This is a genomic window from Pelomonas sp. BJYL3 (genome assembly GCF_027257975.1).
Taxonomy (GTDB): domain Bacteria; phylum Pseudomonadota; class Gammaproteobacteria; order Burkholderiales; family Burkholderiaceae_C; genus Roseateles_B; species Roseateles_B flavus.
Window position 1 is genome coordinate 315,208 of the sequence record NZ_JANZKX010000002.1, and the last position, 24,606, is coordinate 339,813.

The 24,606-nt window shown below is 69.6% G+C and carries 18 protein-coding genes; 12 read left to right on the forward strand and 6 right to left on the reverse strand.

Features of this window, described 5'->3' with window-relative positions; all coding sequences use genetic code 11:
- Position 1: 1 nt before the first annotated feature.
- The 4 genes from O9Y01_RS07160 to O9Y01_RS07175 all read left to right on the forward strand — a co-directional run bounded on the left by O9Y01_RS07160 (position 2) and on the right by O9Y01_RS07175 (position 4,155).
- Positions 2–1,030 carry an FAD:protein FMN transferase gene (locus O9Y01_RS07160; RefSeq protein WP_269630846.1) on the forward strand — a complete coding sequence of 343 codons (1,029 nt, stop codon included), beginning with the start codon at positions 2–4 and terminating at the stop codon, positions 1,028–1,030.
- Positions 1,027–2,430 carry a flavodoxin domain-containing protein gene (locus O9Y01_RS07165; RefSeq protein ID WP_269630847.1) on the forward strand — a complete coding sequence of 468 codons (1,404 nt, stop codon included), beginning with the start codon at positions 1,027–1,029 and terminating at the stop codon, positions 2,428–2,430. The genes O9Y01_RS07160 and O9Y01_RS07165 overlap by 4 nt, the downstream gene beginning before the upstream one ends.
- Before the next feature lie 271 nt (positions 2,431–2,701).
- On the forward strand, positions 2,702–3,124 hold the full coding sequence (locus O9Y01_RS07170; protein ID WP_269630848.1) for an SWIB/MDM2 domain-containing protein: 423 nt from the start codon (positions 2,702–2,704) through the stop codon (positions 3,122–3,124).
- A 311-nt stretch (positions 3,125–3,435) separates the two neighbouring features.
- The gene (locus O9Y01_RS07175; RefSeq protein ID WP_269630849.1) at positions 3,436–4,155 is read left to right on the forward strand and encodes an MHFG family PEP-CTERM protein; all 720 of its coding nucleotides are present in this window, start codon (positions 3,436–3,438) and stop codon (positions 4,153–4,155) included.
- Between the two features lie 62 nt (positions 4,156–4,217).
- Here O9Y01_RS07175 and uvrA read toward each other — a convergent pair whose 3' ends face one another.
- Complete coding sequence (gene uvrA / locus O9Y01_RS07180; protein ID WP_269630850.1) at positions 4,218–7,136, reverse strand: excinuclease ABC subunit UvrA; 2,919 nt, start codon at positions 7,134–7,136, stop codon at positions 4,218–4,220.
- A 226-nt stretch (positions 7,137–7,362) separates the two neighbouring features.
- Between uvrA and O9Y01_RS07185 the strand changes: the two genes are divergently transcribed.
- The 3 genes from O9Y01_RS07185 (at position 7,363) to O9Y01_RS07195 (ending at position 11,489) form a co-directional block, all read left to right on the forward strand.
- Positions 7,363–8,541 (forward strand): hypothetical protein, encoded by a 1,179-nt coding sequence (locus O9Y01_RS07185; protein ID WP_269630851.1) that lies wholly within the window; start codon positions 7,363–7,365, stop codon positions 8,539–8,541.
- Between the two features lie 175 nt (positions 8,542–8,716).
- Positions 8,717–10,693: a hypothetical protein gene (locus O9Y01_RS07190; protein WP_269630852.1), complete on the forward strand. Its 1,977-nt coding sequence runs from the start codon at positions 8,717–8,719 to the stop codon at positions 10,691–10,693.
- Between the two features lie 61 nt (positions 10,694–10,754).
- A complete protein-coding gene (locus tag O9Y01_RS07195) occupies positions 10,755–11,489 on the forward strand; it encodes a substrate-binding periplasmic protein (RefSeq protein WP_269630853.1) in 735 nt (244 codons plus the stop codon).
- Between the two features lie 37 nt (positions 11,490–11,526).
- Here O9Y01_RS07195 and O9Y01_RS07200 read toward each other — a convergent pair whose 3' ends face one another.
- Positions 11,527–14,247, reverse strand: coding sequence for a TonB-dependent receptor (locus O9Y01_RS07200; protein WP_269630854.1), 2,721 nt, complete (start codon positions 14,245–14,247; stop codon positions 11,527–11,529).
- Between the two features lie 251 nt (positions 14,248–14,498).
- Between O9Y01_RS07200 and O9Y01_RS07205 the strand changes: the two genes are divergently transcribed.
- Positions 14,499–15,962, forward strand: a complete 1,464-nt coding sequence (locus O9Y01_RS07205; protein WP_269630855.1) for a cyanophycinase — start codon at positions 14,499–14,501, stop codon at positions 15,960–15,962.
- 115 nt (positions 15,963–16,077) lie between these two features.
- Positions 16,078–18,153, forward strand: coding sequence for a S46 family peptidase (locus tag O9Y01_RS07210; protein ID WP_269630856.1), 2,076 nt, complete (start codon positions 16,078–16,080; stop codon positions 18,151–18,153).
- A gap of 79 nt (positions 18,154–18,232) precedes the next feature.
- On the opposite strand, the gene O9Y01_RS07215 is transcribed toward O9Y01_RS07210, so the two are convergent.
- From O9Y01_RS07215 to O9Y01_RS07225, 3 genes are all read right to left on the reverse strand, one after another.
- On the reverse strand, positions 18,233–18,817 hold the full coding sequence (locus O9Y01_RS07215) for a hypothetical protein (RefSeq protein ID WP_269630857.1): 585 nt from the start codon (positions 18,815–18,817) through the stop codon (positions 18,233–18,235).
- 28 nt (positions 18,818–18,845) lie between these two features.
- Positions 18,846–19,412 carry a hypothetical protein gene (locus O9Y01_RS07220; protein ID WP_269630858.1) on the reverse strand — a complete coding sequence of 189 codons (567 nt, stop codon included), beginning with the start codon at positions 19,410–19,412 and terminating at the stop codon, positions 18,846–18,848.
- A 117-nt stretch (positions 19,413–19,529) separates the two neighbouring features.
- Positions 19,530–21,242 carry a DUF885 domain-containing protein gene (locus O9Y01_RS07225; RefSeq protein WP_269630859.1) on the reverse strand — a complete coding sequence of 571 codons (1,713 nt, stop codon included), beginning with the start codon at positions 21,240–21,242 and terminating at the stop codon, positions 19,530–19,532.
- A 177-nt stretch (positions 21,243–21,419) separates the two neighbouring features.
- Between O9Y01_RS07225 and O9Y01_RS07230 the strand changes: the two genes are divergently transcribed.
- Positions 21,420–21,650, forward strand: a complete 231-nt coding sequence (locus tag O9Y01_RS07230; protein ID WP_269630860.1) for a hypothetical protein — start codon at positions 21,420–21,422, stop codon at positions 21,648–21,650.
- Positions 21,651–21,894: 244 nt separating this feature from the next.
- Positions 21,895–22,041 (forward strand): hypothetical protein, encoded by a 147-nt coding sequence (locus O9Y01_RS07235; RefSeq protein WP_269630861.1) that lies wholly within the window; start codon positions 21,895–21,897, stop codon positions 22,039–22,041.
- Here the strand turns inward: O9Y01_RS07235 and recQ are convergent.
- On the reverse strand, positions 22,002–23,909 hold the full coding sequence (recQ, locus tag O9Y01_RS07240) for a DNA helicase RecQ (protein WP_269630862.1): 1,908 nt from the start codon (positions 23,907–23,909) through the stop codon (positions 22,002–22,004). The two genes, O9Y01_RS07235 and recQ, sit on opposite strands and share 40 nt — an antisense overlap.
- A gap of 163 nt (positions 23,910–24,072) precedes the next feature.
- Between recQ and O9Y01_RS07245 the strand changes: the two genes are divergently transcribed.
- Positions 24,073–24,588, forward strand: coding sequence for a cupin domain-containing protein (locus O9Y01_RS07245; RefSeq protein ID WP_269630863.1), 516 nt, complete (start codon positions 24,073–24,075; stop codon positions 24,586–24,588).
- The last annotated feature ends 18 nt before the right edge of the window (positions 24,589–24,606 follow it).

Here is a 24,606-nt window from a genome sequence, read left to right on the forward strand (position 1 = left end):
GATGTTCCCCTCCCCGGCCCCCATCCCGGCCCCGCACCGCGCCCCGCCGCAGATCGCCATCTCCAGGCAGCTGCGGCCTGAGGCGCCGCCCTGGGGTCAGGTCTTGCACAGCCTGCAGGGGCAGACCATGGGCACCAGCTGGTCCCTGCTCTGCTATGGGCCGGCCGCCCTGCGCCTGGCGCCGGTGCAGGCGGCCGTGCAGGCGCGGCTGGACGCGCTGGTGGCCGAGCTGAGCCACTGGGAGCCCCGCTCTTTGCTGTGCCGCTTCAATGGCCTGCGTGTCGGCAAGGGCCTGGACCTGCCGCCCGACTTTGCTGCGGTCATCGCCGCCGCGCTGCACGTGGCGGAGGCCAGCGCCGGGGCCTTCGACCCCTGCATGGGCGCCCTGGTGCAGCGCTGGGGCTTCGGTCCGCCGGGCCAGCCGCCTGCGCAGGCCCGTGCGCCGCTGCAGGCCTGGCGCGAGTTGCGCTGGGACGCACCGCGCCGCCATCTGATGCAGCCCGGCGGGCTGATGCTGGACTTCTCGGCCATCGCCAAGGGGCATGCGGTGGACTGCATCTCGGCCTTGCTGGTCGAGCTGGGCCTGCCGCACCACCTGGTCGAGATCGGCGGCGAGCTGCGCGGGCAGGGGCTCAAGCCCGAGGGCCAGCCCTGGTGGGTGGACGTGGAGCCGCCCGCCACGGATTGCGATCTGCCCACGCTGCGCATTGCCCTGCACCAGCTGGCCGTGGCCAGCTCGGGCGACTACCGGCGCTTTCGCATCGACGAGCAGGGGCGGCGCCTGTCTCACACCCTGGATCCGCGCACCGGCCAGCCGGTGGCGCATGAGCTCGCCCTGGTGAGCGTGCTGCATGAGAGCGCCATGTGGGCCGACGCATGGTCCACCGCGCTGATGGTCTTGGGCCCCGAGCAAGGCCTGACCCTGGCGGCGTCCCGCGGGCTGGCGGCACGCCTCGTGCTGCGCGAGGGCGGGGGCTGGCGCCAGCTGCTGTCGCCCGCGCTGCAGGCACTGCTGGAGGATGCGGCATGAGCCTGTTGCTGAGCGCCCCGCGCGTGAGCGCCGCGATGCTGCTGCTGGCGGTCTACGGGGTCGGCTGTGCCTGGCTGTGGTGGCGGCACCGGCAGGCGTTGAGCGCCGAGGCCGGCCGGCTCGCCGCCGAGGGCGCGCAGGCCGGCGCCCTGCTGCTCCTGCATGCGAGCCAGACCGGCCAGGCCCAGGCCCTGGCCGAGGAGACCGCGCGACGCCTGCGCGCCGCGGGCCGGGCCGTGCGCCTGATGCCGCTGGGCAAGGTGGAGGCCGGCACGCTGGCGCAGGCTCGCCAGGCCCTGATCATCGCCAGCACCACGGGCGAGGGCGATGCGCCCGACAGTGCGCTGCCCTTCGTCAGCGGGTGCATGCAGGCCCAGGAGCCGCCCTCGCTGGCCGGGCTGCAGACGGCCGTGCTGGCCTTGGGCGATCGCCGCTACCAGGCCTTCTGCGCCTTCGGCCTGTCGCTGGCGCAATGGCTGCGCTCGCGCGGCGCCCAGCCCCTGTTCGAGACGCTGCAGGTGGACTGCGGCGATGCGCGGGTGATCGATCAATGGTGGCGGCAGCTCGCCGAGGTCCTGCAGGACCCGCTGCATGAAGCCCCGGCCGCGAAGGCCCCGGCATCGACGACGCGCTGGGTCCTGCAGGAGCGCCGCTGCCTCAACCCGGGCAGCCAGGGCGCGCCGCTGCACCTGCTGCGCTTTGTGGCCGAGGCGGCACCGGGTCAGGCCCTGCCCCTCTGGCAGGCCGGTGATCTGGTCCAGGTCTTCCCGCCAGACGACGCGCAGCGGCCGCGCTCCTACAGCATCGCCTCGCTGCCCGCGGACGGCGCCCTGGAGCTGCTGGTGCGCGAGCGTCGTGATGAGCAGGGGGCGCTCGGTGCGGCCTCGGCCTGGCTGTGCCAGCGGCTCGAAGTGGGCCAGGCCCTGGACATGCGGCTGCAGGCCCATGAGGGTTTCCGGCAGTCGGGCAACGAGGAGCGGGCACTGATCCTGATCGGCAACGGCACGGGCCTGGCCGGCCTGCGCGCGCACCTCAAGCGCCGTGCCGAGCAATGGCGCGCGGGCCGCACGGCCGCGCCGGTGTGGCTGCTGCACGGTGAACGGCAGGCGCGCCACGACACCCACTTCGACGATGAGCTTCAGACCTGGCACCGCGAAGGGCTGCTCGCGCATGTCGACCGCGTGTACTCGCGCGACCTGCCGGGCCGCCACGTGCAGCAGCAGCTGCAGGACGAGTGGCAGCGACTGCGCGAATGGCTGGCACGGGGCGCCGCCATCTATGTCTGCGGCAGCCTGCAGGGCATGGGGCAGGCTGTCGATCGCCTGCTGCGCGAGCAGCTGGGCGAGGCCGGCCTGCAGGCGCTCATTGCATCAGGACGTTACCGTCGCGATGTCTATTGAAGGCCTTGCGCCGCGATGGCGCGAGGCGCGAGAGCCCCGTGTTGATGGGCCTGTCCGCGGCACCGCGGCGCTCAACTGATGCAGCGCCGCGACAAAAGCAATCCGCACGACATCAAATGAGGCCGTCTTAGGGGCAACCTCCCCCTGCAAAGCCTTCTCTTTGCCAGAGGCCCGCAGTACCATTGGCCGCGCAGGGTGCTAGAGAGACTTGAAGGAACGACCTTCGCCCGTGGCCCGGCACATCAACTAACTTTTGATGGAGAGAATCGAAATGGCAACTGCGAAGAAGGCCGCGCCCGCCAAGAAGGCGGCAGCTCCGGCCAAGAAGGCCGCTGCGCCGGCCAAGAAGGCCGCCCCTGCGAAGAAGGCCGCTCCTGCCAAGAAGGCAGCGCCGGCGAAGAAGGCTGCGGCCCCTGCAAAGAAGGCGGCAGCTCCTGCAAAGAAGCGCACGCCCAATGCTGCCTTCATGAAGGCCCTGACCCCCAGCAGCGCGCTGGCGGCCATCGTCGGTGCAGCGCCGCTGCCCCGCACCGATGTGACCAAGAAGGTCTGGGAGTACATCAAGAAGCACAAGCTGCAGGACGAAGTGCAGAAGCGCGTCATCAACGCCGATGCCAAGCTGAAGGAAATCTTCGGCAAGGCCAAGGCCGACATGTTCGAGATGACCAAGCTGATCAACAGCCACCTGAAGTGAGCTGTCGTGACGCGGGGCTGGCAGCAGCCCCGCTTCCGCATGAGAACCCGGCCCCGCCGGGTTTTTTTTCGCCTGGCGATGCGGGCCCTGCGAGTCCGGGCGCCGGCGCCGGTGTCATCGGCCGACCCTGAGGCCCCGTGCGAAAAGCGTGAATACCTCATGCGTCCAGGGCCCCGCGATCAGGGGGCGTCGCCCGGGGGCGGCGGGCGACGCCTCTACACTTGCCGCCAAAGAGTCCGTCCCCTCGCTGGCGGGCTCAAGCATCCCGGGCCTTTTCGCGGCACCGGGAGCCTCGTCGAACGGGACTCACCATGCCATTGATCGCTACGCTTGCGCTGGCGGCTTCGGGCCTCGCCCTGCCTCACTGCTCCTGGGACCGCCCGGGGGTCAATCCTTTCATGGGCGATGTGGTGGAGGCTGTCGACGACTACAAGGACATCCCCGAGGCCACGCGGCTGAAGCTCAAGAAGCGCATGAGCGAGCGCCAGTACGAGGACATGGTCACCATCCAGCGCGACAGCATCACCGGCAAGAGCGAGTACGGTGCCGAGATCCGCGACATGCACTACGGCGCCAGCGGCAATGTCTGCCGCACCGTCACGCGCAAGAAGTGGTCTTCCGAGCATGCCGAGCGCGGCCTGGTCTATTGCGAGGACAACCACTGCGTGGTCGTGCCCACCGTGTGCCGCAACGTGAGCCGCATCAGGCGCCTGCCCGTCAAGCCGGTGGCGGCCCTGCCGGCCTTCGCGGAGAACATCATCGGCGCCAAGTCCGAGGTCGATGATGCGCCGCTGCTGATCGATCCGCCGGCCGCCGGTGTGATCGACAACCTGCCCAGCGATCGCAACAGCTTCGCCCAGGTGGCCAACCTGCCCACCGACACCGGCAGCACCAACTTCACCCCGACGCCGGGCGGCACGCCGCAGATTCCTGCCGGCGCGGTCACGCCCGTGCCCGAACCGCAGGTCTGGCTGATGTTCGTCGCCGGGCTGGTGGCCATGGGCTTCAAGGCGCGCCGCCGCCGCCACTGAGGCGGCGCCGTCCCCTGACAAAGGGCCGCTTCGCAGCGGCCCTTCTGCCGAGTGCGCGGGCCTCAGCCGCGCGCCAGCAGCGGCGCCAGGTAGCGCCCGGTGTGGCTGTCTTCACAGGCGGCCAGCGCCTCAGGCGTGCCGGCCAGCAGCAGGCGGCCGCCGCCGGAGCCGCCTTCGGGGCCCATGTCGATCAGCCAGTCGGCGGTCTTGATGACATCGAGGTTGTGCTCGATCACCACGATGGTGTTGCCCGCATCGCGCAGCGCATGCAGCACCTTCAGCAGCAGCTGGATGTCACCGAAGTGCAGGCCGGTGGTGGGCTCGTCCAGGATGTAGAGCGTGCGGCCGGTGTCGCGCTTGGAGAGCTCCAGCGCCAGCTTCACCCGCTGCGCCTCGCCGCCGGACAGCGTGGTCGCGCTCTGCCCCAGCTTCACGTAGCCCAGACCCACGTCCATCAGCGTATGCAGCTTGCGCGCGATGCTGGGCACGGCGCCGAAGTACTCGCAGGCGTCCTCGACCGTCATGTCCAGGACCTGGGTGATGTTCTTGCCCTTGTAGAGCACCTCCAGGGTCTCGCGGTTGTAGCGCTTGCCGTGGCAGACGTCGCAGGGCACGTAGACATCGGGCAGGAAGTGCATCTCCACCTTCAGCACGCCGTCGCCCTGGCAGGACTCGCAGCGCCCGCCGGCCACGTTGAAGCTGAAGCGGCCCGGGCCGTAGCCGCGCTCGCGGGCCGTGGGCATCTCGGCGAAGAGCTCGCGGATGGGCGTGAACAGCCCCGTGTAGGTGGCGGGGTTGGAGCGCGGCGTGCGGCCGATGGGGGACTGGTCGACGTTGATGACCTTGTCGAAGGCCTCCAGGCCCTCGATCTCGTCGTGCGGGGCCGGCTCCTGGTGGCTCTGGTAGAGCTTGCGGGCCACGGCCGCGTAGAGGGTGTCGTTCACCAGCGTGCTCTTGCCTGAGCCGGACACGCCGGTCACGCAGGTCAGCAGGCCCACGGGGAACTCCACCGTCACGCCCTTGAGGTTGTTGCCGCGTGCATTGACGATCTTCAGCGTGCGCGGGTCGGTGCTTTCGGCCAGGCTGTGGCGCTTCTTCGGGACCTCGATGCGTTCGGCGCCGCTCAGGTAGCGGCCGGTCAGCGAGTCGGGGTTCGCGGCCACCTCCTCGGGCGTGCCCTGCGCGATGATGCGGCCGCCGTGCACGCCGGCGCCGGGTCCGAGGTCCAGCACGTGGTCGGCGGCACGGATGGCGTCCTCGTCATGCTCGACCACCAGCACCGAGTTGCCCAGGTCGCGCAGGCGGCGCAGGGTGGCGATGAGGCGGTCGTTGTCGCGCTGGTGCAGGCCGATGGAGGGCTCGTCCAGCACGTACATGACGCCGGTGAGGCCGGAGCCGATCTGCGAGGCCAGGCGGATGCGCTGCGCCTCACCGCCGGAGAGGGTGTCGGCGCTGCGGTCCAGGCTCAGGTAGTTGAGACCCACGTCGTTGAGGAAGCGCAGCCGCGCGGCGATCTCGCGCACGACCTTGTCGCCGATCTCGGCCTTGGCGCCCTTGAGCTTGAGCCCCTCGAAATAGTCCAGGCATTCGCGCAGCGTGGCGTGCTCGACCTCGTAGATGGGCCGGCCCTTCACCGCGGCGTCGGCCGGCTGCAGCAGCACGTGGCGCGCCTCGCGGCGCAGGCGCGAGCCTTCGCAGTCGGGGCAGGCCTTGGGGGCCATGTAGCGGGCGAGGTCCTCGCGCACGGCGCTGGAGTCGGTCTCGCGATAGCGGCGCTGCAGATTGGGCAGGATGCCCTCGAAGGGATGCGAGCGCTTGACGGAACGCTTCTTGCCGTTGGCCCCTTCGGCCTCGTAGGTGAAGGCGATGTCCTCGGTGCCCGAGCCGTGCAGCAGCACCTGGCGGGCCTGCTCCGGCAGCTCCTCGAAGGGCAGCTCCAGGTCGAAGCGGTAGTGGCGGGCCACCGACTCCAGCAGCGAGTAGGTGTAGCCATTGCGGCGGTCCCAGCCCTTGACCGCGCCGCTGGCCAGGCTCAGGGTGGGGAAGGCCACCACGCGCTCGGGGTCCATCACCGTCACCTGGCCCAGGCCCTCGCAGCTGGGGCAGGCGCCCACGGGCGAGTTGAAGGAGAAGAGCCGCGGCTCCAGCTCGGGCAGGGAGTAGCTGCAGATGGGGCAGGCGAACTTGCTGGAGAAGATCTGCTCGGTGCCCTGGTCCATGTCCAGCACCAGCGCGCGGCCCTCGGCCAGGCGCAGCGCGGCCTCGAAGCTCTCGGCCAGGCGCTGGCGCAGGGCCTCGGCGCTGTCGGCCTTGAGGCGCACGCGGTCGATGACCACGTCGATGTCGTGCTTCTCGGCCTTCTTGAGGGCCGGCAGGTCCGGCACCTCCACCGTCACGCCGTCCACGCGGAAGCGCACATAGCCCTGGGCCTGCAGGTCCTGGAAGAGCTCCAGGAACTCGCCCTTGCGGTCCCGCACCACGGGCGCCAGCAGCATCAGCTTGCTGCCCTCGGGCAGGGCCAGCACGGCGTCGACCATCTGACCCACGCTCTGCGCCTCCAGGGGCAGACCGTGGTCGGGGCAGAAGGGCGTGCCGGCGCGGGCATAGAGCAGGCGCAGGTAGTCGTGGATCTCGGTGACCGTGCCCACGGTGGAGCGCGGGTTGTGGCTGGTGGCCTTCTGCTCGATGGAGATGGCCGGCGAGAGGCCCTCGATCACATCGACCTCGGGCTTGTCCATCAGCTGCAGGAACTGGCGGGCGTAGGCCGAGAGGCTTTCCACGTAGCGGCGCTGGCCTTCGGCGTAGAGCGTGTCGAAGGCGAGGCTGGACTTGCCCGAGCCCGACAGGCCCGTGATCACCACCAGCTGGTTGCGCGGCAGGTCGACGTCGATGTTCTTGAGGTTGTGGGTGCGCGCGCCGCGGACCCGGATCATGGGGCTCTCCAGCGAGGTCAGGGCACGGGGGGTGGGCTCAGTGGACATGCGCGTCGCGGCAAGGGGAAACCCGCCATGATAGGCCGAGTGCGCCGTCCTGGCGCTGCATCAGCTGCCAGGGCTTGTCAGCAGCTTCAGACATCCGTGTTAATCCCCCGATTCGTGGCTCTCCAACTGTTGCAGCATCGCTGACAATTCGTTGCATTGCGCAGTTCGCCTGGAGACAAGCTTGAGTGAAGAAACCCGTCAGCGCAAATCGTGGCTGGATGGCTTCATGGCTTATCCGCTGCCGGCGGGGTTGGACGAGGAGGTGGCACGCCGCAACATCGTGCTGCTGGACCAGAAGCTCTACCAGCTCTGGAGCCTCGGTGAGAACCTGATCTACGCCTGGACCCCCAGCGAGCACGGCCTGGAGGTGCTGCTGGCACCACATGCCCTGCTCACCGAGTTCACCGAGCGCGCGCCCGGCGGTGCCGAGCGCATGCGCCGCGCCACCATGCTGGAGACCCTGCTGGCCCAGCAGGAGCATCTGAGCGCCGAGGCCTTCCAGGCCACGGCCCGCGAGCTGGAGCTCAAGCCCCTGCACGTGGCCCTGCCCTTCTCGCCCAGCGACGGCCTGGGCCTGCGCCTGGTGGCCGCCATCGTCGAGCGCTACGGCATCCGCCTGGTCGAGGACCGCGCCGTGATCCTGCTGGACGCCGTGGGCTTCTCGCTGCTGACGCCGCTGGAGCAGGTGGTGCAGTTGAGCAGCCTGTCCTGCTCGGTGAACGCGGCCTACGCCAAGCTGCTGGACCGCGAGATCAACATCAACTTCGCCCGCACCACCACGGGCGACGGCTTCTACATCTGGAACCGCATGCGCGGCATGGCGGCCAATGTGGAGCTCTACCAGCTGCTGCAGTTCATCCTGGCCGACAACGCCCTGGCCCGCGAGCGCGCCACGCGCAAGGGCACGGTGCCGCGGCTGCGCGCCTGCTTCCACGTGGGTTCGCACTACGAGTTCTATCAGAGCGAGGGCCTGAACCCGACCTCGTTCAGCTACCTGGTGGGCCAGGTGACCATCGAGCTGGCGCGCATGATCGAGCGCGCACTGCCGGGGCAGATCCTGGTCGGCAAGTTCTACACCGCGATGCGCGACGCCGACGACGAGATGCTGATGGTGGACAGCAAGGACTTCGTCGACTGCACGCGTGCGCCCCTGCAGGCCCTCAACGGCCTGGCCCTGGGCGGCTCGGAGATCGACGAGATCGCCTGCTACCTCACCGGTCAGCGCGACACGGCCTTCGGCGGCAGCTACGGCATCAATGAGTACGAGATCCAGGACAAGCACGGCCTGCTGCACCGGGTCTACAACGCCAAGATCAACATCCACCGCCGCCATGGCGAGCCCATCTATCTGGGCCTGCGCGAGGACGACCTGGCCGGCTTCCACGCCCGCATCGTCAATGGCTGAACCCCCGGTGCTTGTCCCCTGAATTTGCTCCACAATCGCGGCGGCCTCCAGCGACCCGGACGAGGACTGCGCCACCCTGCGGCCCTGCCGCAGGGCGGTGACAGCGGGCAGGAGGCGAGCCACGAACGGCGGTCGCCTTGAGCGAACCGCCCCTCTTTTGGAGCGAGGGAATCAAATGAATGAAGGCATGAAGCGCCTGGCCGCATCGCTGCGGCCCGGCTTGGCAATGGGCGCCGCGGCGGCCCTGCTGGCGGCTTGCGGCGGGGGCGGCGGAACGGGGACGGAAATCCAGCCCGGACCCACCCCCTGCGCCCCCGGCTCGGTGATGCTGCTGGCCTCCAACGCGCAGGCCGGCCGCAATGTGGAAGTGCAGGCCCAGGCCTGCGGCTTCACACTGGGCGACCCGCAATGGACGCAGACCCAGGGCGCGACCCTGCCCCTGATGTCCGCCCGTTCGGCGGCGATCAGCGTGGAGCCCGCGGCGGGCGACTACGGCTTCAGCCTGAGCTACCTGGATCCCCAGGGCCAGCGCAAGTCGCAGGCCGTGCAGCTGTCGGTGCCGGCGTCCACGGAGCCGGCACTGGTCGTGCGCGGCGATGCCTCGCTGTGGAGCGGCAATGGCGCGTCGCTGCGCGCCTGGCTGCCCTCGCTGAGCGCCGCCGAGGCCGCGGGTGCCACCTACACCTGGACCCAGACCGAGGGCCCGACCGCCCTGAGCCTGCAGGGCCAGGACACCGCCCGCCTCCTGTTCAAGGGGCCGGAGGTGAGCAAGGACGTGGCGATGAGGTTCCGCGTCGACGTCAAGCTCGCCACGGGCCAGACGCTGAGCCAGGCCTTCCAGGTCCTGCTGCAGCCGCAGCCGGGCCGCGCCTTGCAGCCGCTGTTCGATGCCAGCAACCCCAGCTCGCGCGTCTACCCCTGGCTGCGCAACGGTGCCCATGCCGAGGCCCTGGCCGCCTGCATCTACAGCCCCGCGCTCGACGGCGGCAATCTCTGCCCCATGAGCCGCCTGCCCATGCTGGGCACCGAGACCGGCGGCGCCACGCCCACCGTGGAGCAGGTCATGGCCCGCGTGCTGGTCAGCCATGACTGGATGGCCCAGGTCTTCGAGCGCTACCTGCGCGAGCAGGACGTCCATGGCGACTTCCGCAACCTGCTGAAGGCGACCACCGCCGTGGTGATCGGTGCCCGCGTGCGTCCGGCCTTCTACTGGAAGGCCACCGGCGCCATCTACCTGGACGCCAGCTACCTGTGGCTGACGCCGCAGCAGCGCGACACGGTCAGCGAGACCCCCGACCCGCGCGCCGACTTCGGCGGCGACCTGGGCTACACCATGCTGTGGCGCTACGTGAAGGACAAGGACTACGCCGGCGGCAGCTACCCCATCGCCGAGCGCAAGAGCCGCGAGCTGCCGGACCTGCATGCGCGCCTGGGCAGCCTGCTGTACCACGAGCTGACCCATGCGGGTGACTTCACCCCGCCGCGCCTGCACAGCGTGCTCAACCCGGCCCTGCGTGTCTATGACATCCAAGCGGGCGTGACCGCCTCTGAGGACCTGGCCGCCAAGCTGCCGCTGCAGTCCGCCGAGATGGTGGCCCTGGGCAAGGTGCAGTTCTTCGGCAAGGCCTCGACGGCCGTGCAGCGCGCCTACACGCCGCAGGACATCACCGGCTTCTTCGCACCCGATCGCGCGACGGACGAGTACAACTACTCCCTGCCCGACAGCACCACCGTGGGCCGCGAGGACGCCGCCATGCTGGCCGAGGAGGCCATGATGCAGCTGCGCTTCGGCATCCTGCGCGACGTGGCCATCACCCCGCCCCTGACGGCCACCAGCACCAGCTCGAACATCATCGTCAGCTGGGGCCAGCGAGGCCGTGTGGGCGAGGCGAGGATCAAGCCGCGCGTGGCCCTGGTGATGTCCCAGGTCATGCCCTGGGTCGCCGCCAGCGAGCTGGACAAGCTGGCCGCGCCCCAGACCCTGCCGGCCGGCAGGAGCTGGCTGGCCACGCTGGACCCCGCCGCCGCGGCCCACCCGTCCGAGGCCCTGCGCCGCCAGGCCGACGAGGCCCTGCAGGACATGGGCGGCCGCCGCCAGGAGCGTCGTCGCGCCGCGAACCTGCAGCGCGATTTCCGGCAATCTGCCCAGTGATGCGGGCCTGAGCGCCGGCGCCCGGCCGGGCTTCGGGGCATGAGTCGGGCATGATCCCGCCATGCCCCGAGCGAGCCTTTTTCACCTGAGCCTGTGCTGCGCCGCGCTCGCCGTCCCGACGGCTGCGCTGGCCGCGGTGCCGCTGGTGATGTTGGTGGATCACAGCGAGGAGATGCCCAGCGCCCGCATCGAGCGCAGCCAGGTGCAGGAGGGCATCAGCCATGACCTCGCCCAGCTGCTGGGCGAGCGCCTGGGCCGCGAGCCGCGCTTCCTGGTGTTGCCGCGCCGTCGCGTGGCACAGGCCCTGGCCTCGGGAGAGGCCGACCTGCTGTGCGACTACCTGCCGGCCTGGCTGCCGGGCCCCTTCGCCTGGAGCCGGCCCTTCCTGCCTGGCGCCTACTGGGTGGTCACGCGTCGCGAACGCGAGGCGCCGGCTTCGCTGGCGGCGCTGGCCGGCCAGCGCGTGGGGACGGTGCGGGGCTATGCCTACCCGGAGCTGCAGGCCCGGATGGGCGCCGCGAACTGGCGCGAGGACGCCCCCACGGCCGATGCCAGCCTGCGCATGCTGGCCCTGGGTCGCGTGGACCATGCCGCCGTGTCCCAGCGCTTCCTGCAGTACCAGCAGCGCATCGGCAGCTTCACCGTGCCCTTGCATGCACCGCTGCCCGTGAGCAGCTACCAGACCCAGTGCGCGCTGTCACCGCGCAGCAGCGTCCGGCTGAGCGCCCTCAACCAGGCCCTGGGCGAGATCGTCAGCGATGGCAGCCTGGAGCGCATGCTCCAGCGCTACCGCTGAGCGACCGCCTCACTTGAAGCGGCTCAGTTGAAACAGCTCACTTGAAACGATATTGCAGGCTGGCGTAGACGAAGCGGCCGCGCGGGTCGGTGTAGCTGGGGTCGTAGCCGGAGAGGAAGAACCAGGCCTGCTGCGAGTAGGGCGGCGCGGTGTTGAGCAGGTTCTTGATGCCGGCGCGCAGCGTCAGGTTCTGGGTGGCGTTCCACGCACCAGTCAGGTCCCACAGCGAGTAGGCCTTCACCGTGCGTTCGGGCTTGCTCAGGATCGAGTGGTCGGTGTAGCTGGAGAGGTAGCTGTTGGACAGCGTGGCGCTCCAGTCGCCCTGCTCCCAGTCGGCGCTGACCGTGTGCCGCCAGCGCTGCACCACGCCGTCATTGATGAAGTGGCCGAGGTTGCTGACGTAGGGATCGCCGTTGCCGGTCTGCTGCTTGGAGCTCAGCGTCAGCGTGCCGTTGAGGCGCAGGCCAAAGGTGCCCAGACTGCTCTTGAGGCCGCTCAGCGAGGCCGAGAAGTCCAGGCCGGCGATCTTCTGACCGCCGCGGTTCTCCTTGATCAGGTCGATGTGGTCGATGACGTTGTCTTCGTCACGATGGACCAGGCTGCCGTACTTGGCGAGGTCGGCAAGGATCACGTCCACGCCCAGGGTGCTGATCAGGTCGCGCTTCTTGATGTTCCAGTAGTCGACGCTCAGGTTCACGCCCTGGCGGGGTTCGAAGACGGCGCCGAAGCTGAACTGGCTGGACTTCTCGGGCTTCAGCTTCGGGTTGCTGAAGTTGCGCGTGACCCAGAGGTCTGCGCAGTCCGTGGCGGTGGCGTCGGGGTCGGCGGCCAGGCACACCGGATCCACCACCGTGGCGGAGTTGCCTTCGGTCACGGGGCGGTACAGGTCCGTCAGGCTGGGGGCACGGAAGCCCGAGCCCACCGAGGCACGCAGCAGCAGGGACTTGTCCGCCGTGTACTTCAGGCCCAGCTTGGGGCTCACGGCGCTGCCGGTGCGCTGGTAGTGCTCGTAGCGCACGGCGGCCTGCAGCTCCAGCGCCTTCGTGACCGGCGCGCTCAGTTCGGCGTAGAGGCCCGCCACGCGGCGCGACTGGCCGAAGTCGGCATCCGGGCCCTGTGAGGTCTCACCCAGGATCAGGTCCTGCGCCAGGGCCTCCGACTGGTGGTAGTTCTGACGCTCGCGGCGCAGCTCGCCGCCGACGGCCAGGGCCAGGTCGCCGCCTTCCAGCTTGGCGATGGCGCTGGAGGCCTTGAAGTCGAGGCTGCTCATCGTGCCGGTGGCGTTGCGGACTTCACCGCGAATCTGGGCCTTCTCGTAGAGCGCCAGGCCTTCGGCGCCGGAGGGCCCGAAGGGATTCAGCGTGCCGGCAGCAAATCCGTCCAGGATCATCTGCTCGTTCAGGTAGCCCTGGTAGTCGCGGTCGGACACCTTGTTGCGGCTGTGGTTGAGCGCGAACTCGTAGTCCCAGCCCCGCAGCGTGCCGTTCATGCCGGCGACGACACGCTGGCCGGTGGAGACCAGCTCGCTGGTGCGCAGGCCGGCCTCGATCAGGCGGGTGCGCACCGTGATGATGCGGTCCTCGTCGTCGGCGTCCAGCGTGGTCAGGCTGGTCTTGGACAGGGCGGCGACCTTGGAGACGTCCATGTCGGCGTTGACGCGATTGGGAGTGCCCGAGTACAGCGTGCGTGAGCGGCTCAGCGCCGCCTCGGCGAAGAACTGGTGGCCCTGGCCCAGGTCTGCCACGCCGCGCGTGAAGAGGTTGGTCTTGCTGGACTTCGGATAGAGCTCGATGTCCCGCATGTAGTCGTAGGTGCAGCCATCCACGCCGCCGATGCCGGCCGGCAGATACAGCGAGGCCGGCGCATTGCAGCCCGTGGCTGCCGCCGGGTTGATGGTCCGCGTGCTGATGACGGTCTTGCCGTTGGTGGAGAAGCCGTCGTCGATGAGGATGTCGCGCTGGCTGCGGCTCAGGATCAGGTTGCCCGGGAAGCTCGCGCTGGAGAGCAGGTCCGGCAGGTTCTTGGGGATCTCGAGTTCGTCGATGAACTTGCGCTGGCTGGCGTTGAGCGGAGAGGTCTTCTGCAGGTCCAGCACCGCGAAGACGTTGAAGCCGTCGCGCGTCAGGTCTCCGAAGCCGCCGGCGATGGAGGCCGTGCGCTTGCCACCGCCGCCCTCGCTGCTGTTGCCGGCGCTGGCGTTGAGCTCGATGCCCTGGTAGTCCTTGCGAGTGATGAAGTTGATCACGCCGCCGATGGCGTCGCTGCCGTAGAGCGCCGAGGCGCCGTCCAGCAGGATCTCCACGCGCTGGATGGCAGCGGCCGGGATGTTGTTGAGGTCCACGCCGGCGGCGTCACCCGGCGAGGCGAAGTTGGCCATGCGCCGGCCGTTGAGCAGCACCAGGGTCGAGGACACGCCGATGCCGCGCAGGTTGGCGCCATTCATGCCCATCTGGTCACGGAAGCCGCCGTAGGCCACGCTGCCGCCGTCGGTCAGGTTGTTGGTGCTGGCGCTGAGCCGCGCCACGATCTCGGCGGCGGTGGTGAGGCCCTGCTTGACGATGTCCTGGCGGGTCAGCACCTGCACGGGCAGGGCGGTCTCGGACTCCAGGCGCTTGATGGCCGAGCCGGTGATCTCCACCTTCTGCAGCTGGGCGTCGACGGGCGGCTGCTGGGCCCAGGCCGGTGCGCTGGCCAGGCACAGCAGCACGGCCTGCGCGGTGGCGCGGGACGCAAATCGGGGCGTGCGGATCATGCTCATGGAACTCCCTGGTGACGAAGGGCGCCTTCGCGGGGCGCGAGGGTCAGGTCTTGCCTGTGCGGCTGCTGACGGGCTGAGGCATGATGGCACCGTGATGACAGGCCCGTGAATCCTGTCCGGCGACATTTGTGCATCGCGCACAACGCCTGTCCCCACTCTGAGGTAAAGGCTGTGCGACTTGCGAACGGATCGCCCGCGGCCGGCCCGCATACTGACACCCTGCTGTTCCGACGTCTCGACACGCCTCTGCCATGACCGTCCTGAAGAAGACCTTTCTGCCTGCCCTGCCGGCGCTCCTGGCCCTGATGATGCTGGCCTGTGCGCCGTCTGCGCAGGCCGCCGGCAACGACAAGAAATCCAGCGCCACGCCGACCAGCAGCACGCCGCCGCCCGCCAGCGGCATCTGGACCATCATCCCGGGCCTGGGCCGCGCGAACCCGCCCAAGCCGCCCGCGCCGGCGCCCGCGGCCAGTGCCGCCCCGGCCGGGCCAGACCTGCCGATCAAGGGCTATGCCATTCCCATCGGCGGTGCGCTGAAGTCGGACAACGAGGAGGTCTGGGGCCGCATCGTGCAGCTGGCTGGCGGCAAGGGCGCGCGCTTCGTCGTCTTCGGCACGGCCTCGGAAGACCCCGAGGCCAGCGCCAAGCAGGCCGTGGAGCTGCTGCAGCGCCGCGGCGCCGTGGCCGAGGCCCTGCCGGTGGCACCCAAGTTCAGCTGGGTGGACCTGAACAAGGTGGTGCGGGACCCCGCGCTGATCGCCAAGGTCAAGGCGTCCAAGGGCGTGTTCTTCACCGGCGGCTCGCAGGAGCGCATCGTCGACGTGCTGATGCCCGGCGGCAACGTGACGCCCATGCTGGAAGCCATCTGGGAGGTCTACCGCAAGGGTGGCGTCGTGGCTGGCACTTCGGCGGGTGCGGCCATCATGAGCTCGGTGATGTTCCGCGACGCGCCCAGCGTCATCAACATCATGAAAGGCAAGTGGACCGAGGGCAAGCAGGTCGACCGCGGCCTGGGCTTCGTGGGCCCCGAGCTCTTCGTGGACCAGCACTTCCTCAAGCGTGGCCGCTTCGGCCGCATGATCCCGCTGATGATGGCCAAGGGCTACAAGCTGGGCCTGGGCGTGGAGGAGAACAGCGCGGCCGTGATCCGCGGTGACGAGATCGAGATCATCGGTGGCCGCGGTGCCATGATCGTCGACCTCAGCGAGGTCAAGACCGATCCCACCCTGGGCGCCTTCAACGTCACCAATGCCCGCCTCACCTACCTGGACCACGGCGACCGCTTCAACACCCGCACCCGCATCACCACGCCCACCGCCGTCAAGCTGCGCGGCCAGAAGCTGGACCCCTACGCCCCCGACTACAAGCCCTACTACACCGAAGACCTCTTCCACCTCGACATGCTGGGCGACCAGACCATCGCCAATGCCATGGCCTACCTGATCGACAGCAACAAGTCCGAGGTGCGCGGCCTGGCCTTCGACGTGATCCCCAAGGCCGGCGATCCGCTGGCCGAGCTGGGCTTCCTCTTCCGCCTCTACAAGGGCAAGGGCAGCCTGGGCTGGAGCACCGACGAGCTGGGGCCCGAGGACTACACGGTGCTGGGCCTGTACCTGGACATCACGCCGGTGCACATGCCCCATCCGCTGTACGGCACCTGGAATGGCGCCAACCGCAACAACGTCCAGCCCGAGCAGCCGCCCACCAGCCAGTGAGGCGCGGGGCCGGTCGGGCTTGAAGGCGCTCAAACCGTCGCTCGTCGCCTGAGCCTGGCGGGCGAGGGGGCTGGCGGCGCACACTCGGCAGCTTTGCTGCTGACCGAGACTGACCATGCGCAAGACCTGCCCCTCCACCCTCAGTGCCCCGCTTGCCGCCGCCCTCGGGCTGGCCGGCCTGTTCAGCCTGGCCGGTCCGGCCCGGGCCGACGAAGGCATGTGGACCTTCGACAACGCCCCGCTGCCGCTGATCCAGCAGCGCTATGGGATCACCCTGAGCCCGGCCTGGCTGGAGCATGTGCGCAAGTCCGCCGTGCGCTTCGGGGCCTCGGCCTCCTTCGTCTCCAAGGACGGCCTGCTGCTGACCAACCACCACGTGGCGCGGGGCTGCATCGCCCGCCTGTCCACGGCCGAGCGTGACCTGATCGCCAACGGCTTCGTGGCCGCCAGCCGCGAGCAGGAGCTGCAGTGCCCGGGCGCGGACGCCCGCGTGCTGATGTCCTGGGAGGACGTCACCGCCGTTGTCACCGGCGCCGCCAAGCCGGGCATGAGCGATGCCGAGGCCGCCGCCGCCCGCAAGGCCGCCATCGCCACGCTGGAGGGGGACTGCAAGGCCAGCACCGGCATGAAGTGCGATGTGGTCACGCTCTACAGCGGCGCTCTCTACCACCTCTACCGCTACAAGGAATGGCAGGACGTGCGCCTGGTCGTGGCGCCCGAAGGCCATGCATCCGACTTTGGCGGCGACCCGGACAACTTCAACTTCCCCCGCTTCGCCCTGGACTTCAGCCTGCTGCGCGTCTACGAGAACGGCAAGCCGGTGCAGCCCGAGCACTACCTCAAGCTGGCGAGCCAGGCGCCCAAGGAGGGCGATCCCGTCTTCGTGATCGGCCACCCGGGCAACACCGACCGCCTCAACACCGTGGCCCAGCTGCAGGCCAAGCGCGACGTGCTGCTGCCCCTGGCCCTGGACGGCGCCAAGGCCCAGCTGAAGATGCTGGCGGCCTATGGGGCCCAGTCGCCCGAGAGCGCCCGGCGCGCCCACGCCCTGGTGGCCGGCATCGAGAACACCCTCAAGGCCAATACCGGCCAGCTCAAGTCGCTGCAGGACGCCGCCAACTTCGAGCGCAAGCGCCAGGAGGAAGCGCAGTTCCGCGCCGGCTACGCCAAGCTGGGTCGCAAGGACGATCCCTGGGCGCAGGTCGAGGCCGCCACGCGCCGCCAGGTCGCGCTGGCACGTGAGGCCGCCTATGCCAATGCGGGCTTCAGCAGCCTGCTGGGCACGGCCCTGACGCTGGTCGAGATCACCAAGGAGCGCGCCCTGCCCGAGGGCGAGCGCATGCGCGGCTACTCGGCCAATGGCCTGGCCGCCGCCGAGCGCCGCGTGCGCGCCGACGTGCCCACCTACAAGGACCTGGAGCAGGCCCGCTACACGCTGCAGCTGGAGCGTGCCCTGCAGGCCCTGGGCAAGGACCATGCTTTCGTGAAGGCGGCCCTGGGCTCGCAGGCGCCGGCCGCGGCGGCCCAGGCCCTGATCCAGGGCAGCCGCCTGGACGAGCGCGCCGAGCGCGTGCGCCTGCTGGAAGGCGGCGCGGCGGCCATCGAGGCCTCGACCGACCCGGCCATCGTGCTGGCCCGCAGCCTGTACCCGCTGCAGCGCGAGCTGTCCCGCCGCATGGAGCGCGAGGTGGACGAGCCCCTCAAGCGCGCCGCCGAGCAGCTGGGCCGCGCCCGCTTCGAGCTGATGGGCAAGAGCGTGCCGCCGGACGCCACCGGCACCCTGCGCCTCAGCTACGGCCGCCTGGCCGGCTATGAGAGCGACGGCTACCGCCTGCCCTACAAGACGGTCTTCGGCGGCCTCTTCGCCCGCGCCGATGCCTTCGACAACGTGCCGCCCTTCAAGGTGGCGCCCAAGGTGGCCGCCGCCCGTGACAAGCTCGACATGAGCGTGCCCATGAACTTCGTCTCCACCAACGACATCATCGGCGGCAACTCCGGCTCGCCCATCGTCAACAAGGACGGCGAGCTGGTGGGCCTGATCTTCGACGGCAACCTCGACAGCCTGGGCGGCCGCTTCTTCTACGACGAGCGCCAGAACCGCGCCACCTCGGTTGACGTGCGCGCCATCCTGCAGGCCCTGGAGAAGGTCTACGGCGCGCCGCATGTCGCCCGGGAGCTGCGGGGGCATTAAGGCGCCGCGCGACGTCTCCTCCCCATGAAAAAGGCCCGCCAGATGGCGGGCCTTGTCTTGAGGGCAGCTGAAACGCGGTTCAGCGCAGCTTGTCGGCCGCTGCGGCGATGGCTGCCTTGAGCTTCACCAGCATGTTCTCGGTAGCACGGCGTGCCGCCAGGGAGAAGTCGCCCTTGAATTCGGCGAACTCCGCGCGGCCTTCGCCCTGTGCCGAGATCTGGGTGACCGGCTTGCCCGAGCTGTCCTCGACGGCCAGCGTGAGCTGGACAGTGAAGACCGTGGGCGGCCAGGTGACCAGGCTGTCGGAGTACGAGGTCGTCGTGATCGTGGGCTTGATGATGAGCTGCTGCTCGGCTGCCTTGGGGCTGCCCAGCGTCTCAATGCGGCTGACCTCCGAGAAGGACTGGCCCAGCACCACGTACAGGCCGGTCTCCAGGTCACGGTAGGGCAGATAGCTCACCTTGTCGCCACCACCGCCGGGGGTGATGACTTCACGGGTGCGGTCTTCCGGGCTGATGTAGTAGCCGATCTTCTTCGGGATCTTCTCGACCTTGACCTGCTCCAGGGCGGCCGACACATTGGGCGCGAGGCTGATGGGATGGGCGCAGCCGGTGGCCATCACCACGAGGAACAGCGAAACGAGATATAGGGCAAGGCGTTTCATGGGTAGATGCAGGGTTCGGGGTGGCAGGTCAGCGCAGGGCCTTGACGAATTCCGGGTCGGTCAGCAGCTCCTTCAGGACTTGCTGGACCAGCAGCGGGTACTGGTTGCGGGCCTTGGGGATGGCGACGGCACCAACAAAGGACGACTCCCACTGGGCCTGCGCGCGCTTCACGGCGCTGTAGCGCTCCTGGCCGTCGCGCTTGAGCACAAAGCGGGCCTCGATCTCGCCGGAATTGGTCGAGAAGCCGCCGGCGGCGATGTCGTTCTTCAGCAGGGAGCCGGTGATCTCGAAGGGCGACTTCGGATCCAGCTTGCCGGCCAGGGACAGCTCAGCGCGCAGGGCTTCAGCCAGGTAGGCCGCGTAGTTGCCGCCAACGGGCGACACCATGCTGTCGGCGCGCAGGCTGATCGAGGTGGCGCCGCTGCCGCTCATGGCCAGCTGGAACTCGCCGACGGACGTGGCCGCCAGCTTCTTCAGGTTTTCGGCGTTCTCGACCGACGCCGTGTACACGGGGGCCGGCGTGGTGCAGGCGCTCAGCAGGGCCAGGGCGGCCGTGGCGGCCAGGACGCCGACGCGGCGGTGGATGGTGATCATGAGATCCTCCTCTACAGTTTTTTGGGCTGAGGAGGATAACTGGCTTTGCCATCTGCATCCGTCGGGCTTTGCGCGCGGCACTCGCACGCCCTTGCGACAGCGCAAGGGCTGCAGGCCTCAGGCAGGGCGGGACGCCGTGACGGACGCGATCCACCCGCTGACCCGCCGCTCCAGCACATTCAACGGCACCGCCCCGCCCGCCAGCACGGCGTCGTGGAAGGCCCGCAGGTCGAAGCGATCGCCCAGGGCCTGCTCGGCGCGGCTGCGCAGGGCCAGCATGTGCAGCTGGCCGATCTTGTAGGACAGGGCCTGGGCGGGCCAGCCGATGTAGCGGTCGATCTCGTTGACGATGTCGACCTCGGTCTTGGCCGCATGGGCGCGGAAGTAGGCGATGGCCTCCTCGCGCGTCCAGCGCATCGCATGGATGCCGGTGTCCACCACCAGGCGCACGGCCCGCCACATGTCGTAAGTCAGCTGGCCAAAGTGCGAGAAGGGGTCGCGGTAGAGGCCCAGCTCGTAGCCCAGGCGCTCGGCATAGAGCGCCCAGCCCTCCAGATAGCCGTTGTAGGCCGCGAAGCGCCTGAACTTCGGCAGCGTGCCCTGCTCCTGGGCCAGCGCGATCTGCAGGTGGTGGCCGGGCACGGCCTCGTGCGCGGTCAGCACTTCCACCTCGTACAGCGGGCGCATCTCCGGGCGGTAGAGGTTGACGTAGTAGTAGCCGGCGCGGCGTCCGTCCTCCGAAGGCCCGGAGTAATAGGCCGCCGTGGTGTTGGGCGCGCTGGTGTCCGGGATGGGCCGCACGCCATAGGGGGTGCGCGGCAGCGTGCCGAAGAGCTTGGGCAGCTCGGGGTCGATGCGCTTGCAGGCCAGCACGTAGGCGGCGAAGAGGGAGTCGGCGTCCGGCGCGTAGAAGCGCGGGTCCGTGCGCAGCCACTCGAAGAAATCCTGCAGGCTGCCCTCGAAGTCCAGGGACTGCATCACGGCCTGCATCTCGCCCTGGATGCGTGCCACCTCGGCCAGGCCGATCTGGTGGATGTCCTCGGCGCTCAGCGCGGTGCTGGTGTGGTGGGCGATGCGGTTGGCGTAGTAGGCCTCGCCCTGGGGGGTGTCCCAGATGCCGTGGCTCTCGCGGCAGGCGCTCAGGTAGTGATCGACGAAGAAGGCACGGAAGCGCCGGTAGGCCGGCACGATCTGCTCGCGGATCAGGGCCAGGGCCTCTTCGCGCAGGGCTGGGGTGTCGGGCCAGGCGTCCGGCAGCGCGCGGAAGGCGCTGAAGAAGGGGCTGGCGGAGGGCTCGTCCACCAGCTGGGCGTCCAGCGGGGTCAGCACGCGTTCCATCAGGAAGCGGGGCTGCGTGTGGCCGCGGCTCACGGCCTCGGCCAGCAGCGCCTGGAACTGCGCCAGGTAGGCCGGCAGGCCCCGCAGGCGCTGCAGCCACACCCGCAGGTCGGCGGGGCTGTCCAGGGGCATCAGCTCGGCCAGCTCGTTGAGGCTTTGCGGACCCTCGCGCGCCGTGATGGCATAGGCCTCGTGGAAGAAGTCCTGCAGCTGGATGCGGCCCTGCAGTTCCCGCTCGAAGAGCTCATGGGTCAGTGCCTCCTGCTCGGGCAGGCCCTCGCGCGGGATGGCCTGCAGGGCGGCCAGGGCGTCGCGGTCGGCCGCCTGACGGGCGGCGCGGGCGGCGGGGCTGAGGTCGGGCCAGGCGGCGTTGTAGGCCGTCTCGCCCACATAGGTGGCCAGCAGCGGGTCGGCGGCCATGTCGCGGGCCCAGGTGGCGTCGAGCAGGGCTTGCAGGGGCGGGGCGGGGCGGGAGGTGGTGTCAGAGGTCATGGGGAGGTCCGGATGCAGGCCGCATCTTGCCAGCCGCCCAGTCCCCCTGCCGTTCGTTCATCGCGGCTGGATGCAGTTCAAGCGTGCCGGCTGCGTCTTCATCGCGCGGAGGTTTCGGGGTGGCCCCCTATTGACGAAACTTCAGTCACCGGATCAATCAACGCAAGGAGTTCCACCATGACCACCCGCTCTACCAGCTATATCGCTTTCGCCATCGGCATCGCCGCCACCGCCGCCCTGTTCACCGGGGTCCGCGTGCAGGTCGACCGCGCCGCCGAGTTCCGCAGCCAGATCGTCAAGCTCGAGCCCGTGGTCATCCAGGGCAAGCGCGCCGAGCAGGTCGCCCAGATCCAGCAACTGCCCCAGGTCGTGATCAACGGCCGCCGCGCTGACTCCAGCGTGTCATGAACGGCTCAGCCCTGCGCTGATTGCCATCCCTCGACAGCCCGGCTTCGGCCGGGCTTTTGCTTTTCTGGCCGGGACTCGCCGCGAGGTGTCAGGTCTTGCCAGGTCCGCTCCGCTCCAGGCGGACCCCATTCATCGCTCCATCCCGCCATTCGCCGCAGCCCCTGCGACGGCGCCGGCCCAGCCCGGCATGCTTCAGGCCATGGATGCCCGGCATCCGCCGACCGACCGAAGAAAGGAGCCTTTCATGTCCAGCAACACCGTCGTCCGCATCGTCCTGTGCGCCGTCATGGCCTACCAGGGCTACCTGTTCGGGGCCGACTGCGGCCGGGCGATCAAGGCCTGGGTGCAGGATCAGGAGACGTCCAGCACCCTGAGGATCTCGCGCCCGTAAGCCTCGAGCTTCTTGGCGCCCACGCCGCTGATCTGGCCGAGCTCGGTCAGCGACTGCGGCAGCTGGCGGGCCATCTCGGCCAGGGTCACGTTCTGGAAGATCACATAGGCGGGCAGGCCATGCTCGCGGGCCACCTCGGCGCGCCAGGCCTTGAGCTGCTCGAAGCGGGCCAGGGCGGCGGCGTCCAGGTCCACCGGGGCGCCCTTGCCGGCCTGGCCGGCCTTGGCACCGCTGCGGCTGAGCTTGCCCCGCCGACTTCCCCGTTCCTGGGCCTGGGTGGCCACCCGCAGGCGGATGCTCACTTCGCCGCGCAGCACGCTGCGCGCGCTCTCGGCCAGGGCCAGGGTGCTGTACTCGCCCTCGGCGAACACATGGCCCAGGGCGACGAGCTGGCGCAGCACGCCGCGCCACTGGGCCTCGCTCAGGTCCGCGCCGATGCCCCAGGTGCTCAGGTGCTGGTGGCCGTACTGGGCGACCTTGTCGCTCATCTTGCCGCGCAGGACGTCGATCAGGTGGCCGGCGCCGAAGCGCTGGCCGCCGTTCTGGTGGAAGCGGTAGATGCAGGACAGCAGCTTGCGCGCCGCCTCGGTGCCGTCCCAGGTGGCGGGCGGGTTGAGGCAGTTGTCGCAGTGGCCGCAGTGCTGCAGGGGGCGGCCGTCGGCGCCGCGGTAGGTCTCGTCGAAATAGGCCAGCAGGCGCACGCGGCGGCAGTCGGTGGCCTCGGCCAGAGCCAGCAGGGCGTCGAGCTTGCCGCGCTGGATCTTCTTGAACTCCTCGCCGGCCGGGCTTTCGTCGATCATGCGGCGCTGGTTGACCACATCGGCCAGGCCATAGGCCATCCAGGCTTCGGCGGGCTCGCCGTCACGGCCGGCACGGCCGGTCTCCTGGTAGTAGGCCTCGATGTTCTTGGGCAGGTCCAGGTGGGCCACGAAGCGGACGTCGGGCTTGTCGATGCCCATGCCAAAGGCGATGGTGGCCACCATCACCAGGCCTTCCTCGCGCAGGAAGCGGTCCTGGTGGCGCATGCGCAGCTCGGCGTCCAGCCCGGCGTGGTAGGGCAGGGCGCGGATGCCTTCGCTCTCCAGCCAGGTGGCGGTCTCCTCGACCTTCTTGCGGCTCTGGCAGTAGACGATGCCGGCTTCGTCCTCGTGCTCGTCCTGGATGAAGCGCAGCAGCTGCTCGCGCGGCTTCTCCTTCTCGACGATGGCGTAGCGGATGTTGGGCCGGTCGAAGCTGGAGACGAAGATCCGCGCGTCCTGCAGGGCCAGGCGCTCGATGATGTCGGCCCGGGTGACGTCGTCCGCGGTGGCGGTCAGCGCGATGCGCGGCACCTCGGGGAAGCGCTCGTGCAGGGTCGACAGCGCCAGGTACTCGCTGCGGAAGTCGTGGCCCCACTGGCTCACGCAATGCGCCTCGTCGATGGCGAAGAGGCTCAGCAGGCCCTTCTCGTGCAGATGGGTGAGCTGGGCCAGGAAGCGCGGCGTGGTGATGCGCTCGGGCGCGGCGTAGAGCAGGGTCAGGCGGCCGCTCATCAGCTCGCGCTCGACCTGCTGGGCCTCTTCGCTGCTGAGGCTGGAATTGAGGAAGGCGGCGTGCACGCCGGCTTCTTCGAGGGCGCCGACCTGGTCGTGCATCAGCGCGATCAGCGGGCTCACCACGATGGCCACGCCCTGCCCCCGCCGGTGCCGGGCGATGGCCGGGACCTGGTAGCACAGGCTCTTGCCGCCGCCCGTGGGCATGAGCACCAGGGCGTCTCCGCCCGCGCAGACATGGTCGACGATGGCGGCCTGCTCGCCACGGAAGGCGCTGTAGCCGAAGACCTCCTGCAGGAGGGTCAAGGGAAGGGAGGACGGGTCGGGAGCAGGCATGGCAAGCGCGCAATGGTACGCGCTTCCCCCTGCGGCCCCTTTCCGCAAGCCGGAGGAGCCGCCGAGATGCGCAGGAAATATCGGCCTTCCATGGCCTTGTCCCGGGCCTGGACGGACCGCCGGTCTGCGTAAGATGGGCCGGATGCCAGCCTGGAGTTGAGCCATGAGCGACACCGCCCCCGAAGCTTCCACCGACCGCGCCGCCGAGCTGCGCCGCAAGCTGATCCGCAACCACCAGGAGGTGCCGCGCGAGCTGTTCCAGCGCGCACCGCTCTATGAAAGCCGCGTGGCCGGCGTGTCCGATGGCACCCTGGCGCGCAAGCTGGGCTGCGGCATCGACACCGTCCCGCCCGGCAAGCAGAGCTGCCCCTATCACTTCCACCACACGCAGGAGGAGATGTTCATCATCCTCGCCGGCGAGGGCACCCTGCGCGTGGCGGGCGAGCAGCTGCCGGTGAAGGCGGGCGACGTGATCTTCATCCCCTGCGGGCCGGACTACCCCCACCACCTGATCAACACTTCGCAGGCGGACCTGAGCTATCTGTCCATCAGCACGCAGGAGCGGCCGGAGGTCTGCGAATATCCGGACTCCGACAAGATCGGCGTCTTCTCCAACAAGGGCCCCGCCTTCCTGCAGCGCCGCGACGCGGGCCTGGACTACTGGGACGGCGAGCCTTGATCCTCTCCCGCCCCGCCC

Bases quoted from the DNA above. Each gene is read 5' to 3' on its own strand.
- O9Y01_RS07215 (WP_269630857.1), bottom strand. From the start codon at position 18,817: ATGAAACGCCTTGCCCTATATCTCGTTTCGCTGTTCCTCGTGGTGATG.
- uvrA (WP_269630850.1), bottom strand. From the start codon at position 7,136: ATGTCCACTGAGCCCACCCCCCGTGCCCTGACCTCGCTGGAGAGCCCC.
- O9Y01_RS07170 (WP_269630848.1), top strand. From the start codon at position 2,702: ATGGCAACTGCGAAGAAGGCCGCGCCCGCCAAGAAGGCGGCAGCTCCG.
- O9Y01_RS07165 (WP_269630847.1), top strand. From the start codon at position 1,027: ATGAGCCTGTTGCTGAGCGCCCCGCGCGTGAGCGCCGCGATGCTGCTG.
- O9Y01_RS07235 (WP_269630861.1), top strand. From the start codon at position 21,895: ATGTCCAGCAACACCGTCGTCCGCATCGTCCTGTGCGCCGTCATGGCC.
- O9Y01_RS07185 (WP_269630851.1), top strand. From the start codon at position 7,363: ATGGCTTATCCGCTGCCGGCGGGGTTGGACGAGGAGGTGGCACGCCGC.
- O9Y01_RS07225 (WP_269630859.1), bottom strand. From the start codon at position 21,242: ATGACCTCTGACACCACCTCCCGCCCCGCCCCGCCCCTGCAAGCCCTG.
- O9Y01_RS07210 (WP_269630856.1), top strand. From the start codon at position 16,078: ATGCGCAAGACCTGCCCCTCCACCCTCAGTGCCCCGCTTGCCGCCGCC.
- O9Y01_RS07205 (WP_269630855.1), top strand. From the start codon at position 14,499: ATGACCGTCCTGAAGAAGACCTTTCTGCCTGCCCTGCCGGCGCTCCTG.
- O9Y01_RS07190 (WP_269630852.1), top strand. From the start codon at position 8,717: ATGAATGAAGGCATGAAGCGCCTGGCCGCATCGCTGCGGCCCGGCTTG.
- O9Y01_RS07175 (WP_269630849.1), top strand. From the start codon at position 3,436: ATGCCATTGATCGCTACGCTTGCGCTGGCGGCTTCGGGCCTCGCCCTG.
- O9Y01_RS07195 (WP_269630853.1), top strand. From the start codon at position 10,755: ATGCCCCGAGCGAGCCTTTTTCACCTGAGCCTGTGCTGCGCCGCGCTC.
- recQ (WP_269630862.1), bottom strand. From the start codon at position 23,909: ATGCCTGCTCCCGACCCGTCCTCCCTTCCCTTGACCCTCCTGCAGGAG.
- O9Y01_RS07220 (WP_269630858.1), bottom strand. From the start codon at position 19,412: ATGATCACCATCCACCGCCGCGTCGGCGTCCTGGCCGCCACGGCCGCC.
- O9Y01_RS07230 (WP_269630860.1), top strand. From the start codon at position 21,420: ATGACCACCCGCTCTACCAGCTATATCGCTTTCGCCATCGGCATCGCC.
- O9Y01_RS07245 (WP_269630863.1), top strand. From the start codon at position 24,073: ATGAGCGACACCGCCCCCGAAGCTTCCACCGACCGCGCCGCCGAGCTG.
- O9Y01_RS07160 (WP_269630846.1), top strand. From the start codon at position 2: ATGTTCCCCTCCCCGGCCCCCATCCCGGCCCCGCACCGCGCCCCGCCG.
- O9Y01_RS07200 (WP_269630854.1), bottom strand. From the start codon at position 14,247: ATGAGCATGATCCGCACGCCCCGATTTGCGTCCCGCGCCACCGCGCAG.